Raw genomic sequence first — 15,964 nt, 5'->3', positions numbered from 1 at the left:
CATATAATATATGGAATAAATATATGTGGAGGGAAAGTAGGGTTGGCACATAATAAGTTGTATAGAAATTTTATAATATTACAAGAAGATGAAAGAGGATATTCTCACTCAAGTGATAAAACTTTATCTGGATATGCTAAGATTGAAGCAAAAGGGGATAAATGTAAAATATCATTTTATGCTCAGAATCTTAGGCCAGAAGATGATTATTCTATGGTACTTATCTGTTCCAAAAGAGATTTGAAACAATTAATTGATATTGGGCCTTTAGCAATAAACAATGTTGGAAAGGCTGATACTAGTAGAGAATATTATGTTAATAACATAGCTGGACTTGGAATATCATATGAAAAAATATCAGGAGCAGCAGTTTGTAAGACAAAAGACAATGAAAGTGAATTCATAATGCATGGATTTATGAATGGGGAAGATTCTTCAGAGAATTGGAGAAAATATAAAATTGTTAAAGTTGATTCTAGAAATGATATTAATAAATTAAATTTAGAAGCTAAGAAAAAAGAGTTCTTTAGTTCAAGCACAGCTAATAACTCAGAAAAATCCAATGATATGGAAATTAAAATATCTAATGTAAATAGCTCCAAAACTGAATTAGGAGAAAACAAAAAAGCTGAAAATAATTTTAAGATTAAAGAGAACATAGAATTAGGAAATTTAAGCACTAATAGTTTTAAAATGGAGGATAAGCAAAATAGAATCCCAGAAAAATCTCCTAATGCAGCGGAAAACATAGAGTCTTTTGATGATGATAGATGTAAAGGCAAAGAAGAGAAAGGATCTCATAAATGTCATAAGTGTGATAAACATGATGATGTTGAAAATGAGAAGGAAGATTTAGAAGACGTTATAAGCAAATTAGCTAAAAACTTGGATGAAGATAATGGAATAATAGATATAAACATAGATTATCATATGCATGAGGACGTTATAGTATATGGTTTTATAAAGGATAAGAAACACGGATGTAAGTGGAAAAAATTCAAATTAGAAAAGAAATGTAAAGACAACAATAAAGATTTTAGTAACTATTATTGTAGTGCAAAAAGAGTTGAGGAGAATTTTCAATTAGATAGATTAAATCAAGGTTATAATGATGACAGGTCAGACTTAATAGATTTTGACAAGTATGAGAAAAGCATTCAACCAACAAATACAAATTATTCGAACCAAGGAGCAATGACTCAACCAATTGCAGAAATGGCAAAGTTTAATAAAACGCCTACGGAATCAGGTCAATGTGGAGTAGCTACAAACCAATCAATGGGAGGAACAGGTCAGAAAACTATAGAGAATTCAATGACAAACAATATGGAGAAAACAAATGTAGGGATGCAAAACATTGATTTAACTGAGAGTGGGCCAGCAAAATTAACTAAGCATGAACAAGAAAAACCAGTTGAAGGATTTAATTTAGTTGGAACTATAGGAAAGTTCTTTGAAAAACTTGCAGAAGACTTTAGACCTCATGATGCAAATTTAAGTGATATAAATTATTGTAAATGGTATAAAGTAAATGTTAATAGTATTGATGATTTAGCGGATGAATCAAACTATAATAAATACACTTTAGCATTATACCCAATGTTAAATTATTACCCTTACATTAGTAAAATGGGTCATTTCCTATTAGGGTATAAATGTAATAACATTGGAGAATTGAAGTATATAATATATGCTATTCCGGGAAGTAAAGCGAAAAATGATCAGCCATATGGTGGTAGGACTGGCTTTGTAACATGGACTAATGATAATAAAAATGATTTGGGGTATTGGTTAATGTTTTATGACTTTAAAAATTCGTCAATTGTCATCCCAACAAGATAGAGCTAAATCATTATGAATAAAAGGCAATTAATAGTTATATCGATATTATTATCATTAATGTTGATATTAGTCATGATACAAGGGGTATTTAAGGAAAACTTTGAGCAGATAGCTCTTATAAGTCAAGGTATAAGTGAATTTAAAGAATATACTTTTGATGAGAATAAGTACAATATATTTCTACCAAGTGAGTGGATTGTAGAAGAAAAAGAAAGTAAGGGTAAATATGTTAGCTCCACCTTAAATTTTAAAGGTAAGGATAATAAGATAAAAGGTTTATTGCAAGTAATAAATACTAGAGAAGATGTAAATGTATTTGCAGAAAATGATTTAAATAATCAGTATTTAGAGTACTATAATTCAGAATTAGTACCTTTTAAGAATTCTAATAGTTCAGGAGTATTAGTTAAATATGAGACAAGCATAAAGGGCGGATATGAGTATAAGAATGAATGTTATTATTTAAATGTTGGAGAAGGGAAGATAATAAAAGTATCATTTAATCTTATAGGAAAGGATTATGAAGAAAATATGAATACTATAGTTAATGCTATTATTTCTAGCATTAAAGCAGTTTGAAGAATAAAAATTAATTTTTTGATTTAAGCTTTAAAGTATTTCAATTTAAGTGTGAATTGTAAGCTTTAATATAGTCATTTTATGTATGATAAATAAGATTTGCCAATAAACATGATAAGTATTATAATCTAAGTATCAAGGAGAGGCGAAAATAGCTTCTCCTTGATACTTATTTATGTTTGGAGGGAAGTAATGAGGATAATATTATTTGAGATATTTGGAATACAAATAAAGAGCTACGGATTAATGATTGCAATTGGGATTATAGTTGCAGCAGCTTTATTTATAAATAAGGGAAAAAAGAAGGGATTTAATGAAGATCATTTATTAAATCTAATAATTTTTGCAGTTATAGGTGGAATAATTGGAGGTAAGGGATTATTTATAATAACAGAAATTGCTGATATTATAAAAGACCCTAAAGTATTATTGGATTTTGGATATGGTTTTGTAATTTATGGAGCAATAGGTGGTGGTGCACTAGCTATATATTTATATTGCAGAAAAAAGAGTTGGGATATAATTGAAATGCTAGATATGACGGTTCCAGGGCTTGCAATTGCACAAGGATTTGGAAGAATTGGATGCTTTTTGGCAGGATGCTGCTATGGAGCTAAAACTACACTGCCAATAGGCGTTGAATTTCCAGAAGGATCACTTGCTCCTGCAGGAGTACATTTACATCCTACACAAATATATTCATCCATCTTTGATTTTGCAATGGGATTATTTCTTTTATATTATAGTAAGAAGACAAAACAACGTGGTAAAACAATGGGTATGTATTTAATAATATACAGCATAGGAAGATTTATAGTGGAATTTTTAAGAAATGATCCTAGAGGAAATGTGGGTATTTTATCTACATCACAATTTATTGCAATATTTACTTTAGTATTTGGGATTATTGTTTTTTATAACAGCAGAATTTTTAAAGGAGCGAAAAAAAGCATTGAAGAAAAATAAATTTTCAATTATGATGTTAGCTATGTTACTGAGTATAAGTGTAATGCTTTCAGGGTGCAATGTTATTAATGATTTGCAAGTTAAAATGAATTTAAAAAATAATGAATTTGAGTATATAAAGCAAAATAAAGTTGATAAAATCATAATACAGAGCGTTAGAGATAGTGGATTTAGATTTGTGGTTAGAGATGACAAGGCAATAAGTGATATTTATAACATTTTATCAAAAGGTAGTAAAGTTTCACAAAAGAGTTCTTATGATCCAGATTACGTTTTTGAAGTGTATACTGGCACTGATGTAAAAAAATACAACTATGTAGTTGGAGATAATGGACATGATATTGGAAATTTTTATGACGATAATACAGAATTTTCAGTTCCTAAAAATTTAGAGAATACTATAATGCAAAATCTTTCATTTATAAGGAAACCAAGAGAGTTTAATTATATATATTATGAAGCAATTTTAAAAGTTATCGAGAGCAAAAAGGATTCCTTATCTAATGGAAATAAAGTTGGAGTGGATATACAGTCTGATACAGATTGCTTAAAATATATATTTTCTGTAGATTTAGAGGAGTTTAAGAAAAAGTTAGCTAAGACATTACCTAATGTTAGTTTAGTAAATAGTGACCAGAATTTTGATACAATAATTAAAGTAAAAAATAGAGGATATAATACTACAACTTTCAAAACATTAATAACAATAGAAAATAGTAAGGATAAGTCTACTGAAAACTATTATGTAGTTGCAGAATATGATTATAAGGATTGGAATATTAAGGTAAGTGAACCTAATAAGGTACCTCAGAACTGGTAGGGAGGAATAGACATAATGAGTTGTGAAAATTGTAAAAGTAAAGATACATGTCAAACAAAGGAAACAGGATGTAAAGAAGAGAATCCCAAATTAATGCCTAGATATGGGAAGATTAAAAATATTATAGGAATTATAAGTGGAAAAGGTGGAGTTGGAAAATCAACTGTTACTGGAATTATAGCAACTATGTTAGCAAAGAATGGGTATAAAGTAGGAGTATTAGATGCAGATATAACAGGACCATCTATGCCAAGATTTTTTGGAGTTAATGATAAAAGGGCAACCATAATTCCTTTAGAAAATGATATGGTGAAATTTGAACCAGTTGAAACAGATAGTGAAATAAAAGTAATTTCGATGAACCTTCTAACTGCCGTAGAAGATGAACCTGTAATTTGGAGAGGACCTGTAATTACTGGAGTATTAAAGCAAATGTTTGTAGAAACTAATTGGGGAGAACTTGATTATTTACTTATTGATATGCCACCGGGAACAGGGGATATTGCATTAACTGTAATGCAAGAGCTGCCAATAGATGAAATAGTGGTAGTTTCTACACCTCAGGATATGGTATCTATGATTGTTAAGAAAGTTGTTATAATGGCACAAAAAATAGGTATTAAGATTAAAGGTGTAGTAGAAAATATGGCCTATATAAATTGCCCAGATTGTGATAAAAAGATAAGAGTATTTAGTAAAAAATCTTCAGAAGAAAATGCTGACTATTTAGGAATTCCTTTAATTGGAGAACTACCAATTAATATTGAACTTACAGAAGCATTAGAAAGTGGGAAAGCTGAGGAATATGTGAGAGAAAATTCATTATATTCATTAATATTTGAAGGATTATATTAGAAATATAGTGGTTTTATAATTGAAAATTATATAATTATATTAATACATAACTTAATATTTCTTAGGAAATAATAAGTTATGTAATTTTATATTGAGGAGATGAATTAAATTATGAAACCAAAGGTAGATAAAGATACGTGCATAGCATGTGGATTATGTCCATCTATATGTCCAGAATGCTTTGATATGCAAGATGATGGAAAAGCAGGGGCTATAGTGGATGAAGTACCATCAGATGCTGAGGATTCAGCTAAAGAGGCTGAAGAAAGCTGTCCAGTAAATGCAATTGAAGTAGAAGAATAGAAGTATATGTGTAAATAAGTTTATGCATATAAATAAAAATAGGATTGATTATTGTTAATACAAAATCAATCCTATTTTATTAAAAGCTTAATTAGTTATGGCATTTGTTGAAGATGCATGTACTATCCTTTCCATAGGAAGTACAGCAAAAATTACTAAGCATATGATAGCTTCTATTCCAACCATAGGACCATTAACTATTACTGAATATACAACTGGAGACATTCCGTCAGGAGCATATGACCCAAAGAATGCCACACCTGAAATGAAATGACATATGAACCGAACAAAGGCTGCTATACCTACTCCGAGTAATTTCTTGTTTTTAAAGAATCCAACAACACCTAGTGCTGTAAAAGGTAATGGATAATCAAATAATACTTGTATTGGACTTAAGATATATGGATCTAAGATTAATGTTATTATGCCATATAGGAACCCAGTTAGGAAACCTATTTCTGGACCATACATAAGAGCTATAAGCATAATTGGAACCATACTACCTAATGTAATACTTCCGCCTTGTGGAAAGTGATATATTCTAAGCATTTTTAATACAGTTGCCAATGCTAAGGCTATACCAATACGAGCAATTAATTGTGGAGTGAATTGAATTTTTTTTGCTTTGACTAATACCACAAGTAACAATATACATCCTATTAGTGTAGCAATTGACATTGGACTTGCAGCTATGTCCTGAATATTTTGTGGAAATTTTTGGATTAGTTCGGAAAATTGTACAGACCAATCGTTAAAAATTGACATAAAAAAAACCTCCTTTATTGTGCTTGGAGATTATGAACCAAATAAATATGAAAATATTTTTATAAGGTTGCATTCCCTACGCTAGAATTAACTAGATCAGGTTTTAAGGGTTTATGAATATCAAATCTCAGCACGATGGCTCCCCTAGCACATTATCATATACAGTTTATACCAATAATTATAAATAGTCAATTATGCTATAATTATTTAATCTACTATTTTTATTATAATCAATAGCATGATTTATAGCGGTTTCACTTATATGTACATAATTATGAGGAATGGAATTGAGGCGTAAAGAACTTAAGGGAACGATACTTATATCATCATTGCTATTAATAATAGTAACATCTTTATAAGTTGAATCTAATATAAAATTTTTCATATAAAAATAATTTCCTTTCATATTTATATAGATTATTACGATAATATTATTTACTAATTAGTAAATAAGTATTCAAGGAAAAGTCTTTTGAAAAAATAATTTATTGTATAAACTTACAGAATAAATTTAATGAAAAGTATTATACTATTTATGAACGTAGTAAAATAGAGTGAATATAAAATTTCTCAATTAGTCAAATACTTAAAAATCATAAAAAATAGGAAAAATAAAAGATAATCGGATGTAAATCACGATAATTAAATTCTAAAGCCTAAAAAATAAAAAAATAGTAGCATTGCTAATGAATACCTAATACAGTATAATAATACGGTAGTTAAATACTATATATTGTGTGTGGAGGGAATAAAAATGCTATATGTTGTGAAAAGGGATGGGAGAGAAGTTAAATTTAATTCGGATAAAATAGCTCAAGCGATTAAAGGATCAGCTAGTGAAATCGGTTTATTATTAAAGGAAAGTCAAGTGTTAGACACTGTACATAAAGTAATAAAATATATTGAAGTTGAGTCAGAATACAAAAGAACTGTTACGGTAGAGCAAATACAAAATCTTGTAGAAAAAGCTCTGAAGGATGAAGGTCACAAAGATATAGCAATTGCTTATTCATCATATAGAAGTGAAAGAACTAAGGTTAGAGAAATAAAATCAGATCTAATGAGAGCAATAAGGCAAATTGGAGTTGAGACTGATAGGGATAATGCTAATGTTGGGAATAATTTTAGTTCAAAATTATTAAGAATAGCATCTGAATCTAACAAATGGAATACCTTAGCAACAATGCCTAAGAATTTAGCAAAGGCTCACGAAACAGGAGATTTGTATTACCATGATTTAGATAGCTACAATTTAACTGTAAATTGTCTTCATATTCCAACTAGAGAAATTTTAGAAAATGGATTCAATACAGGATATGGAACAATTAATGCTCCTAAAAGAATAGAGACAGCTGCTGAATTGTCATGTATATTATTGCAATCCACTCAAAATGATATGTTTGGAGGACAATCGCATCCAGACTTTGATAATGATATGGGGATATTTGTAGATCCTACTAGAGATGAAATAAGAAAAGAATTAGAAGAATTAGAAATACCAGAGGAAAAGATAGAGGCCTTACTTGAAGGCAAGGTAAGAAAAAAAATACATCAAGCTATGCAAGGTGTTGTTTATAATCTTAATACAATGCACTCAAGAGCTGGTTCACAGGTTCCTTTTAGTTCAATTAATATTGGATTACCAACTAGTAAGGATGCTGCGCTAGTGTGTGAAATATTTCTTTTAGAATATGAAAAAGGATTAGGAAAAGGAGAACAACCTATTTTTCCAAACATAATCTTCAGAGTTAAGTCTGGCGTTAATAGGGAAGAGAGTGATCCTTATTTCCACTTATTTAAGTTAGCTTGTAGAGTAGCTGCAAAGAGGATGAATCCAACATTCATGAATATTGATGCAGACTTTAATAAAGAGTATTATGATAAAGGATATGTTCCAGCTACAATGGGATGTAGAACTTATCTAATGAAGAATGTTAATGGTGAACCAGGTTGTAAAGGAAGAGGAAATATAGCACCTACAACATTGAACTTACCAAGAATAGGACTACAAGCTAAAGGTGATATAGATAAATTTTTTGAAATATTAGATTCAAGACTAGAATTAGCAAAAGACTCATTGATGAATAGATATGAAGTTCTTAAAAAACTAAGAGTGAAAGATTTGCCTTTTGTTGCAGGTCAAGGTCTTATGAAGGGGGCAGAAGGATTAACTCCTGATGATTCTATAGAACCTATTTTAAAGCAAGGAACTTGGGGAATTGGATTTATTGGTTTAGCAGAAACATTGACAGCATTGATAGGAAAACATCATGGTGAAGATGAAGAAGCTCGAGAGTTAGGGGTAAAAATCATTGAGTATATAAGAGAATACTGTGATAAGCTTTCAGAAGAATACAAATTAAATTGGAGTTGTTATGCAACTCCAGCAGAAGGGCTTTCAGGTAAATTTATAAAACAAGACCAAAAGATCTTTGGAAAAATACAAGGGGTAACTGATAAGGACTATTACACAAATAGTTATCATGTTCCAGTAGGATATTCAATATCAATTAAGGACAAAATTAATATTGAAGCACCATACCATAAACTTTGTAATGGTGGGCACATAAGTTATCTTGAAGTAGATGATACACCAGATGCTGAAACAGTAATGAATATAATAAATTATGCATATAAAAATACTAATATCAGCTATGTTGGAATCAATTTTCATATAAGATATTGTAAGGAATGTGGAACTTATCTTCATAATAATGAAAATAACTGTACAAATTGTGGAAGTCAAGACATACAAGGAGTATCTAGAGTTACAGGATATTTAAGTTTAGATGAAAGATTCGGACCAGGAAAATACCATGAAAGAAAAGATAGAATATCTCATGTAGGAGATCATAAGCATAATTATTAGAATTTAAAATTATTTATTATTAAATAATTTAGTGTTAATAAGTAAATAAATTTTAAAATAAGAATCTCAATTTAATAAGCTATGTTAGAGTATATATTTAAATTTGAATGAAATTTAGAATTATGCTTTAGCATAGTTTTTTTATAAGTTTAAATATGTGACAGATAAAGATTGTATTGTAATTAACTATGGAGTAATTTGGTATAAATACATAATGAAATGATTAAAATTACTATAAGAGTAAATGATTGAAAAATTTAATGTATTGCAATATTTGAAAAAAAACTTGCAATAATAAGTAAAAATAACCTTGTAATTGCAAAGAAAATAAAATTACTTGAAGGAGTGGCGAAATTATATTGCAAAAAATAGAAAAAAACAGTATACCAATTTACTAAAGTATGATATTATAAATATACATGAAAAATGTTAATTTATAAGAATAAGAATAAGCTATAAGTAAATTATTTAAATGGGGGGATTGCAATGGCACTTAGTAATTTGGACAAGAATAAAAAAGTTACTATAGTAGATACTACTCTTAGAGATGGTGAACAAACCGCAGGGGTAGTTTTTGCTAATGAAGAAAAAATAGAAATAGCACAGATGCTTAGCGATTTAGGAGTTGACCAGTTAGAGGTAGGAATTCCTACAATGGGTGGAGATGAAAAAGCGGCTATAAAGGAAATTGTAAAAAGAAATTTAAAGCCTAGTATAATGGCTTGGAATAGAGCTGTAATTGGTGACATAGAACAATCAATAGATTGTGGAGTTGATGCAGTTGCTATATCAATATCAGTATCAGATATACACATTGAGCACAAACTTAAAACATCCAGAGAATGGGTATTAGAAAGCATGGTTAAATCTGTAGAATTTGCAAAGAAAAATGGTCTTTATGTATCTGTTAATGGGGAAGATGCATCTAGAGCGGATAAAGACTTTTTAGTTGAATATATTAATGCAGCTAAACAAGCAGGGGCAGATAGATTTAGATATTGTGATACTGTAGGAATTATGGAACCATTTAAAATTAAAGATGATATTAAATATATATATGATAAAACAGGCTTTGATATAGAAATGCATACTCATGATGATTTTGGAATGGCAACGGCAAATGCTGTAGCAGGTATTAAAGGTGGAGCATCACATGTTGGAGTAACTGTAAATGGACTTGGAGAAAGAGCGGGTAATGCAGCATTAGAAGAAGTTATAATGGCATTAATGCTTGTTTATGGATATAGCGGTGAAGGAATAGATACAAAAATGTTCCGTGAAGTATCTGAATATGTATCAAGGGCATCGGGAAGGGAACTTCCAATTTGGAAAGCAATTGTTGGAACTAATATGTTTGCTCATGAATCAGGGATTCATGCAGATGGAGCTATAAAAGATCCTAAGAATTATGAAGCTTTTGATCCAGCGATAGTTGGTCTTGAAAGACAAATTGTTATAGGAAAGCATTCGGGAAGAGCTTCAATAATAAATAAGTTTAGAGAATATAATAGAGAACTTACAGATGATGAAGCAACTGGTATATTAGAACTTGTAAGATCTACAGCCGTTAGATTAAAGAGAACTTTATTTGATAAAGAAGTAGTTCAGCTATATAATGCATATCATAGAAAATTAGAAGAAAATAAGCAATAGAAATAGGGGGAATATAAAATGGGAGATAATTTAGTTTATAAGATTTTAAAGAGCCATATTGTTGTGGGGGAGTTGAAAGCAGGAGAGCCAATTGCATTAAAAATTGATAAGACTTTAACTCAAGATTCAACTGGAACTATGGCGTATCTTCAATTAGAAGCAATGGGAATAGACAGAGTAAAAACTAAAAAGTCAGTAGCATTTATAGATCATAATATGTTACAACAAGGGTTTGAAAATGCAGATGATCATAAGTTTATTCAAACAGTAGCATCTAAGTATGGAGTATATTTTTCAAAGCCAGGTAATGGAATTTGCCATCAAATTTTCTTAGAAAGATTTGCAACACCAGGAGATACTTTAATAGGTTCAGATAGCCATACACCAACGGCAGGAGGTGTTGGTATGCTTGCTATGGGTGCAGGCGGGTTAGATGTTGCTCTTGCTATGGGCGGAGGAGCATACAATATTAATACTCCAAAGGTAGTTAAAATTGAGCTTACTGGAAAGCTAAATAAAATGGTAGCTGCAAAAGATGTTATATTAGAAGTTTTAAGATTGTTAACTGTAAAAGGTGGAGTAGGAAAAGTATTTGAATACGCAGGAGAAGGTGTAAAAACACTTTCTGTTCCAGAAAGAGCTACTATAACGAATATGGGAGCAGAACTTGGAGCTACAACTTCAATATTCCCGAGTGATGAAAGAACATTAGAATTCTTTAAAGCACAAGGAAGAGAAGAAGATTTTATAGAGTTTAAGCCAGATGCAGATGCTATATATGATGAGGTAGTAACAATTAATTTAAGTGAACTAGCTCCGCTTACAGCTAAACCACATAGCCCAGATAATGTAGCTAAGGTTAGTGAAGTGGGAAAGATTAAAGTTGACCAAGTATTCATAGGAAGCTGTACAAACTCTTCATATGAAGATTTAATGAAAGTGGCTAAGATATTGAAAGGTAATAAAGTGCATCCAGATGTAAGTTTAGTTATTGGGCCAGGGTCTAGACAAGTTATGGAAATGATAGCTAGAAATGGAGCATTAGCAGATATAATAAGTGCAGGTGCAAGAATACTAGAAAATGGATGTGGACCATGTATTGGTATGGGACAATCGCCTGGAACTGATGGAATTTCACTTAGAACAGTAAATAGAAATTTCTATGGAAGAAGTGGAACTTTGTCTGGGCAAATATATATAGTAAGTCCTGAAACAGCAGCAGTATCAGCAATCAGTGGTGTCTTAACTAATCCAACAGAAATAGATGTGGATTTAACAATAGATATGCCAAAGGAATTCTTGATAGATGACTCAATGATTTTAGCACCAGCACCTACTAATGCTGAGGTTGAAGTTGTTAGAGGACCAAATATTAAGCCATTCCCAGTAAGTAAACCATTAGCTGAAGGATTAGATGGAAAAGTATTGATAAAGGTTGAAGATAATATTACAACAGATCATATTATGCCTTCAAACTCAAAATTATTGCCATTTAGATCAAATATACCTTATCTTGCAGAATATTGTTTTAATACTGTAGATACAGAATTCCCTAAGAGAGCTAAAGAATATAATGGTGGGTTTATAATAGCAGGTGGAAACTATGGACAAGGTTCAAGTAGAGAGCATGCAGCGTTAGCACCACTATATTTAGGAGTTAAAGCTGTTATAGCTAAATCATTTGCAAGAATTCATAAAGCAAATTTAATTAACAATGGAATAATTCCAATGGAATTTAAAAATGAAGCTGATTATGATGGAATTGATTTAACAGATGATTTGAAGATGGAAGATATTAAGGTCGCTTTAGTATCAGGTGTAGTTAAAGTTAAGAACTTAACTAAAGGAACTGAATTTGAAGCAACAGTTGATTTAACAGAAAAAGAAATTGCTGTAGTTAAAGAAGGCGGAAGGCTTAATTACGTAAAAGCAAATAGCTAATATTTAGAAAAAGCACAAGAGTTCAATAATTGAATTTTGAATTCTTGTGTTTTTATTTAGACAAAATTAATTTTGTAAATGCTATTGACAAAAATAAACAATAGTTTTAGAATTACTTTAAATTAAAAAATAAAGCTTTGAAGAGAAAGAGTAAAGTTAATAGCGTTTTACAGAGAGTTCCCGGAAGGTGAGAGGGGCAAAACAAGTTGATTTGAATACATCTCTGAGCAGCACTCCGAAAGATAACAACCAGTAGGCAGATGTCGTATTCGCACACGTTATAGTGCTAGGGTATAACCAAGATATAATTATATTGGCGTACCTGAAGAGGTTATTATTGTGAGATAATGATAAATTAAGGTGGTAACACGTAAGTAATGCTTTCGTCCTTTTATTAAGGATGAGAGTTTTTTTGTCGTTCTTTTTACCAGTGATGAGATAATAAAAAATCATTTTATTTTAATTAAGTAATTGTTAGGCGCCAATAATTATTTAATTAATTTACCAATAATAACTTGAAAATATAATCATGAATTATGGAGGAATTAAAATATGATGAATATAGATGAACAAATTAAGATAATAATGAAAGGAGCAGATGAAATAATAGGATTAGATTTTCTAAAGGATAAATTGATGAAAGCTAATGCGAATAAACAGCCTTTAATTGTTAAACTTGGATTAGATCCAAGCGCACCAGATATACATTTAGGTCATACAGTTGTGCTTAGAAAGATGAAGCAAATTCAAGATTTAGGGCATAAGGTAGTTATTATAATAGGTGATTTTACTGGGAAAATAGGAGACCCTACAGGTAAGGCAAAAGGAAGAAAAGCACTTACAACAGAGCAAGTTTTAGAGAATGCAAAAACTTATGAGGAACAAATATTTAAAGTTCTAGATAGAGATAAGACAGAGGTAAGATTTAATAGTGAGTGGCTCTCAAAATTATCTTTTGAAGAAACAATTAAATTGGCATCAACAATGACTGTAGCAAGAATGCTTGAAAGAGAAGAATTTAAAAAGAGATTTGATAATCAAATTCCAATATCAGTGCATGAATTTTTTTATCCGTTAATGCAAGGATATGACTCGGTTTCAATACATGCAGACATAGAACTTGGAGGAACTGACCAAAGGTTTAATGTATTAATGGGGAGAATGCTCCAAAAGGAATATGGGCAAGAACCTCAAACCACAATATTTATGCCACTCCTTGAAGGTATTGATGGAAAAGAAAAAATGAGTAAAAGTCTTGGAAATTATATTGGGATAGATGAAAAAGCAGAAGCTATGTATGAAAAAGCAATGATGATACCTGATGAATTAATAATAAAATATTTTAACTTGGTAACTGATATTTATCCAGATGAAATTCAGAAATTAAAAAGTAATTTGGATAATAATAATATTAATCCAAGAGATGTAAAAATGAAACTAGCAAAAGAAATTGTGAAATTATATCATGGTGAGGATAAAGCAGAAAAAGCTGAGGAGAGATTCAAAAGTATATTTCAAAAAGGCCAGATACCTAAAGATATAGAAACGGTTATTGCTTCAAAAGAAAATTTTGATTTAGCTGAGATATTAGTGTCAAACAATATTGTAAAAAGCAAAAATGAAGTTAGGAGATTGGCAGCTCAAGGTGGAATTAAAATAAATAATAATACAGTTTATAGTATAATAAATGTTACAATAGATGAAGAGATGATTATACAAGTAGGTAAGAGAAAATTCATAAAAATTAAATTCAAATAATAAGTTTATGTTAGCATTCTGGGTAAAACTTATAGAGAAATAAAATTAATAATACTATATAATATTATTATAATGAAGCAATTAGAAAGAGGATGTTATTATGGAAAAGACTATAAGATTATCTGGAATAGCTTATGAGAGTTTAGTAAATGGACCAGGTATGAGAAGAGTATTTTTTGCTCAAGGCTGCACACATAACTGTAAAGGATGTTTTAATCCGGATACTCATGATTTTAGTGGTGGAGAAGAACGAGAGGTGGATTTTTTAATAAAGGATACATTAGATAATCCAATGCTAAGTGGAGTTACATTTAGTGGAGGAGATCCTTGGGAGCAGGCAGATAAGTTTGCAGATATGGCCAAGGCTTTTAGAAAGAAAGGCTTAAATATTTGGTGTTATACAGGTTATACTTATGAATACATTTTAGAAAATAAAGATAAACGTTTTGGATGGAATGATTTATTAAATAATATTGATGTTCTTGTTGATGGAAAGTTTGAAGAAGATAAGCAATTAGATGGACTTAAATTTAGAGGGTCAACTAATCAAAGAATAATAGATGTTGTGGAAAGTTTAAAAAACGATACTATAATAATTAAAGAGTATTAGACAAATAGTATATAACCTAATAATTTTTAAATGCTAAGTAATATAAAGTTTATAAGTATATATTACTAATTTTGGGAGGAAAGATTATGATTTATTCTTTAGAAAACTCAAGTATTAAAATTACAGCAAGTACTCATGGTGGAGAAATACATTCTATAACTAATAAAGAGGATGGGACTGAATATTTATGGAATGGAGACCCAGAGCATTGGAAATATCATGCACCAATATTATTCCCTATAGTTGGAAAGGTTGTTGATTCTAAATATAGAGTTAATGGACAAACATATGAATTACCACAACATGGTTTGGCCAGAACATCAGAATTTAATTTGATCTCACAAACAGATAATGAAATATCCTTTGAATTAACATATTCAGAAGAATCATTAAAAGTATATCCTTTTAAATTTTCATTAATCTCTACTTATAAATTAGAAGATAACTCTATAGATGTTACGTATAGCGTGAAAAATTTAGATGATAAACGAATATATTTTTCTATAGGAACTCATCCAGCATTCATGTGTCCTATTAATGGAGATGATAAGCTAGAAGATTGTTATCTTCAATTTAATGAAAAAGAGACAAGCAGTAGAAACCTTCTTACTTCAGAAGGATATCTTTCTCATCAAAAAGGTGAATGTTTAAATTCTACAGATGTTCTTATGTTATCAAAAGAGTTATTTAAAGATGATGCCTTAGTATTCGATGATTTAAAGTCTGATAAAATAACAATTAGATCAAAAAATAATGATAAAGCACTGATAGTTGATTTTGAAGATTTTCCTTACATGGGAATTTGGGCACCAAAAAGTGGAGCTCCATTTGTATGCATAGAACCTTGGTTTGGGCACGCAGATTATGAAGATTTCAGTGGTGAATTTAGTGAAAAAGAAGGTGTGATTTCACTAGAAGTAGATGAAAAATTTAGTTGTACATATAAAGTTACTATCATATAATCTAAAATTATATTTTTCATTATAATATTTGCTAGAATAAA

14 protein-coding genes, 1 riboswitch and 1 other annotated feature are annotated in these 15,964 nt (G+C 30.0%); of the genes, 12 read left to right on the top strand and 2 right to left on the bottom strand.

Annotated elements, in window-relative coordinates; translation table 11 throughout:
- The first annotated feature begins 42 nt into the window (after positions 1 to 42).
- The 6 genes from L3B98_RS20870 to L3B98_RS20845 all read left to right on the top strand — a co-directional run bounded on the left by L3B98_RS20870 (position 43) and on the right by L3B98_RS20845 (position 5,365).
- Entirely contained in the window at positions 43 to 1,842 is a 1,800-nt protein-coding gene (locus L3B98_RS20870; protein WP_238918105.1) for a hypothetical protein, read from the top strand.
- 12 nt (positions 1,843 to 1,854) lie between these two features.
- Positions 1,855 to 2,421 (top strand): hypothetical protein, encoded by a 567-nt coding sequence (locus tag L3B98_RS20865; protein ID WP_238918104.1) that lies wholly within the window; start codon positions 1,855 to 1,857, stop codon positions 2,419 to 2,421.
- Positions 2,422 to 2,613: 192 nt separating this feature from the next.
- A complete protein-coding gene (locus L3B98_RS20860; RefSeq protein WP_238918103.1) occupies positions 2,614 to 3,387 on the top strand; it encodes a prolipoprotein diacylglyceryl transferase in 774 nt (257 codons plus the stop codon).
- Positions 3,374 to 4,207, top strand: coding sequence for a hypothetical protein (locus L3B98_RS20855; RefSeq protein ID WP_238918102.1), 834 nt, complete (start codon positions 3,374 to 3,376; stop codon positions 4,205 to 4,207). Before L3B98_RS20860 ends, L3B98_RS20855 begins: the two co-directional genes overlap by 14 nt.
- Before the next feature lie 12 nt (positions 4,208 to 4,219).
- Entirely contained in the window at positions 4,220 to 5,062 is an 843-nt protein-coding gene (locus tag L3B98_RS20850) for an Mrp/NBP35 family ATP-binding protein (RefSeq protein WP_173696517.1), read from the top strand.
- 111 nt (positions 5,063 to 5,173) lie between these two features.
- The gene (locus L3B98_RS20845; RefSeq protein ID WP_077359720.1) at positions 5,174 to 5,365 is read left to right on the top strand and encodes a ferredoxin; all 192 of its coding nucleotides are present in this window, start codon (positions 5,174 to 5,176) and stop codon (positions 5,363 to 5,365) included.
- Between the two features lie 87 nt (positions 5,366 to 5,452).
- On the opposite strand, the gene thiT is transcribed toward L3B98_RS20845, so the two are convergent.
- Complete coding sequence (thiT, locus tag L3B98_RS20840) at positions 5,453 to 6,130, bottom strand: energy-coupled thiamine transporter ThiT (protein ID WP_015390248.1); 678 nt, start codon at positions 6,128 to 6,130, stop codon at positions 5,453 to 5,455.
- A 55-nt stretch (positions 6,131 to 6,185) separates the two neighbouring features.
- Positions 6,186 to 6,286: riboswitch (TPP riboswitch) on the bottom strand.
- A gap of 22 nt (positions 6,287 to 6,308) precedes the next feature.
- The gene (locus L3B98_RS20835; RefSeq protein WP_015390249.1) at positions 6,309 to 6,515 is read right to left on the bottom strand and encodes a hypothetical protein; all 207 of its coding nucleotides are present in this window, start codon (positions 6,513 to 6,515) and stop codon (positions 6,309 to 6,311) included.
- 369 nt (positions 6,516 to 6,884) lie between these two features.
- Here L3B98_RS20835 and L3B98_RS20830 point away from each other — a divergent pair, with 369 nt between their 5' ends.
- From L3B98_RS20830 to L3B98_RS20805, 6 genes are all read left to right on the top strand, one after another.
- Positions 6,885 to 8,999 carry an anaerobic ribonucleoside triphosphate reductase gene (locus L3B98_RS20830; RefSeq protein WP_238918101.1) on the top strand — a complete coding sequence of 705 codons (2,115 nt, stop codon included), beginning with the start codon at positions 6,885 to 6,887 and terminating at the stop codon, positions 8,997 to 8,999.
- Positions 9,000 to 9,485: 486 nt separating this feature from the next.
- Positions 9,486 to 10,652, top strand: coding sequence for a homocitrate synthase (gene nifV, locus L3B98_RS20825; protein ID WP_238918100.1), 1,167 nt, complete (start codon positions 9,486 to 9,488; stop codon positions 10,650 to 10,652).
- Positions 10,653 to 10,670: 18 nt separating this feature from the next.
- Entirely contained in the window at positions 10,671 to 12,593 is a 1,923-nt protein-coding gene (locus tag L3B98_RS20820) for an aconitate hydratase (protein WP_238918099.1), read from the top strand.
- Positions 12,594 to 12,721: 128 nt separating this feature from the next.
- Positions 12,722 to 12,987: a binding site (T-box leader), on the top strand.
- Positions 12,988 to 13,145: 158 nt separating this feature from the next.
- Positions 13,146 to 14,351: a tyrosine--tRNA ligase gene (gene tyrS, locus L3B98_RS20815; protein ID WP_238918098.1), complete on the top strand. Its 1,206-nt coding sequence runs from the start codon at positions 13,146 to 13,148 to the stop codon at positions 14,349 to 14,351.
- Between the two features lie 100 nt (positions 14,352 to 14,451).
- A complete protein-coding gene (nrdG, locus tag L3B98_RS20810; protein ID WP_077359732.1) occupies positions 14,452 to 14,961 on the top strand; it encodes an anaerobic ribonucleoside-triphosphate reductase activating protein in 510 nt (169 codons plus the stop codon).
- Positions 14,962 to 15,047: 86 nt separating this feature from the next.
- A complete protein-coding gene (locus L3B98_RS20805; protein ID WP_238918097.1) occupies positions 15,048 to 15,923 on the top strand; it encodes an aldose 1-epimerase family protein in 876 nt (291 codons plus the stop codon).
- Positions 15,924 to 15,964: the final 41 nt, after the last annotated feature.

The organism is Clostridium sp. YIM B02555 (genome assembly GCF_022320955.1).
In the GTDB taxonomy this organism is placed as follows: Bacteria; Bacillota; Clostridia; order Clostridiales; family Clostridiaceae; genus Clostridium; species Clostridium saccharoperbutylacetonicum.
Note: the sequence above shows the minus strand (reverse complement) of the source record. Positions and strands in the feature narration are given on the sequence as shown.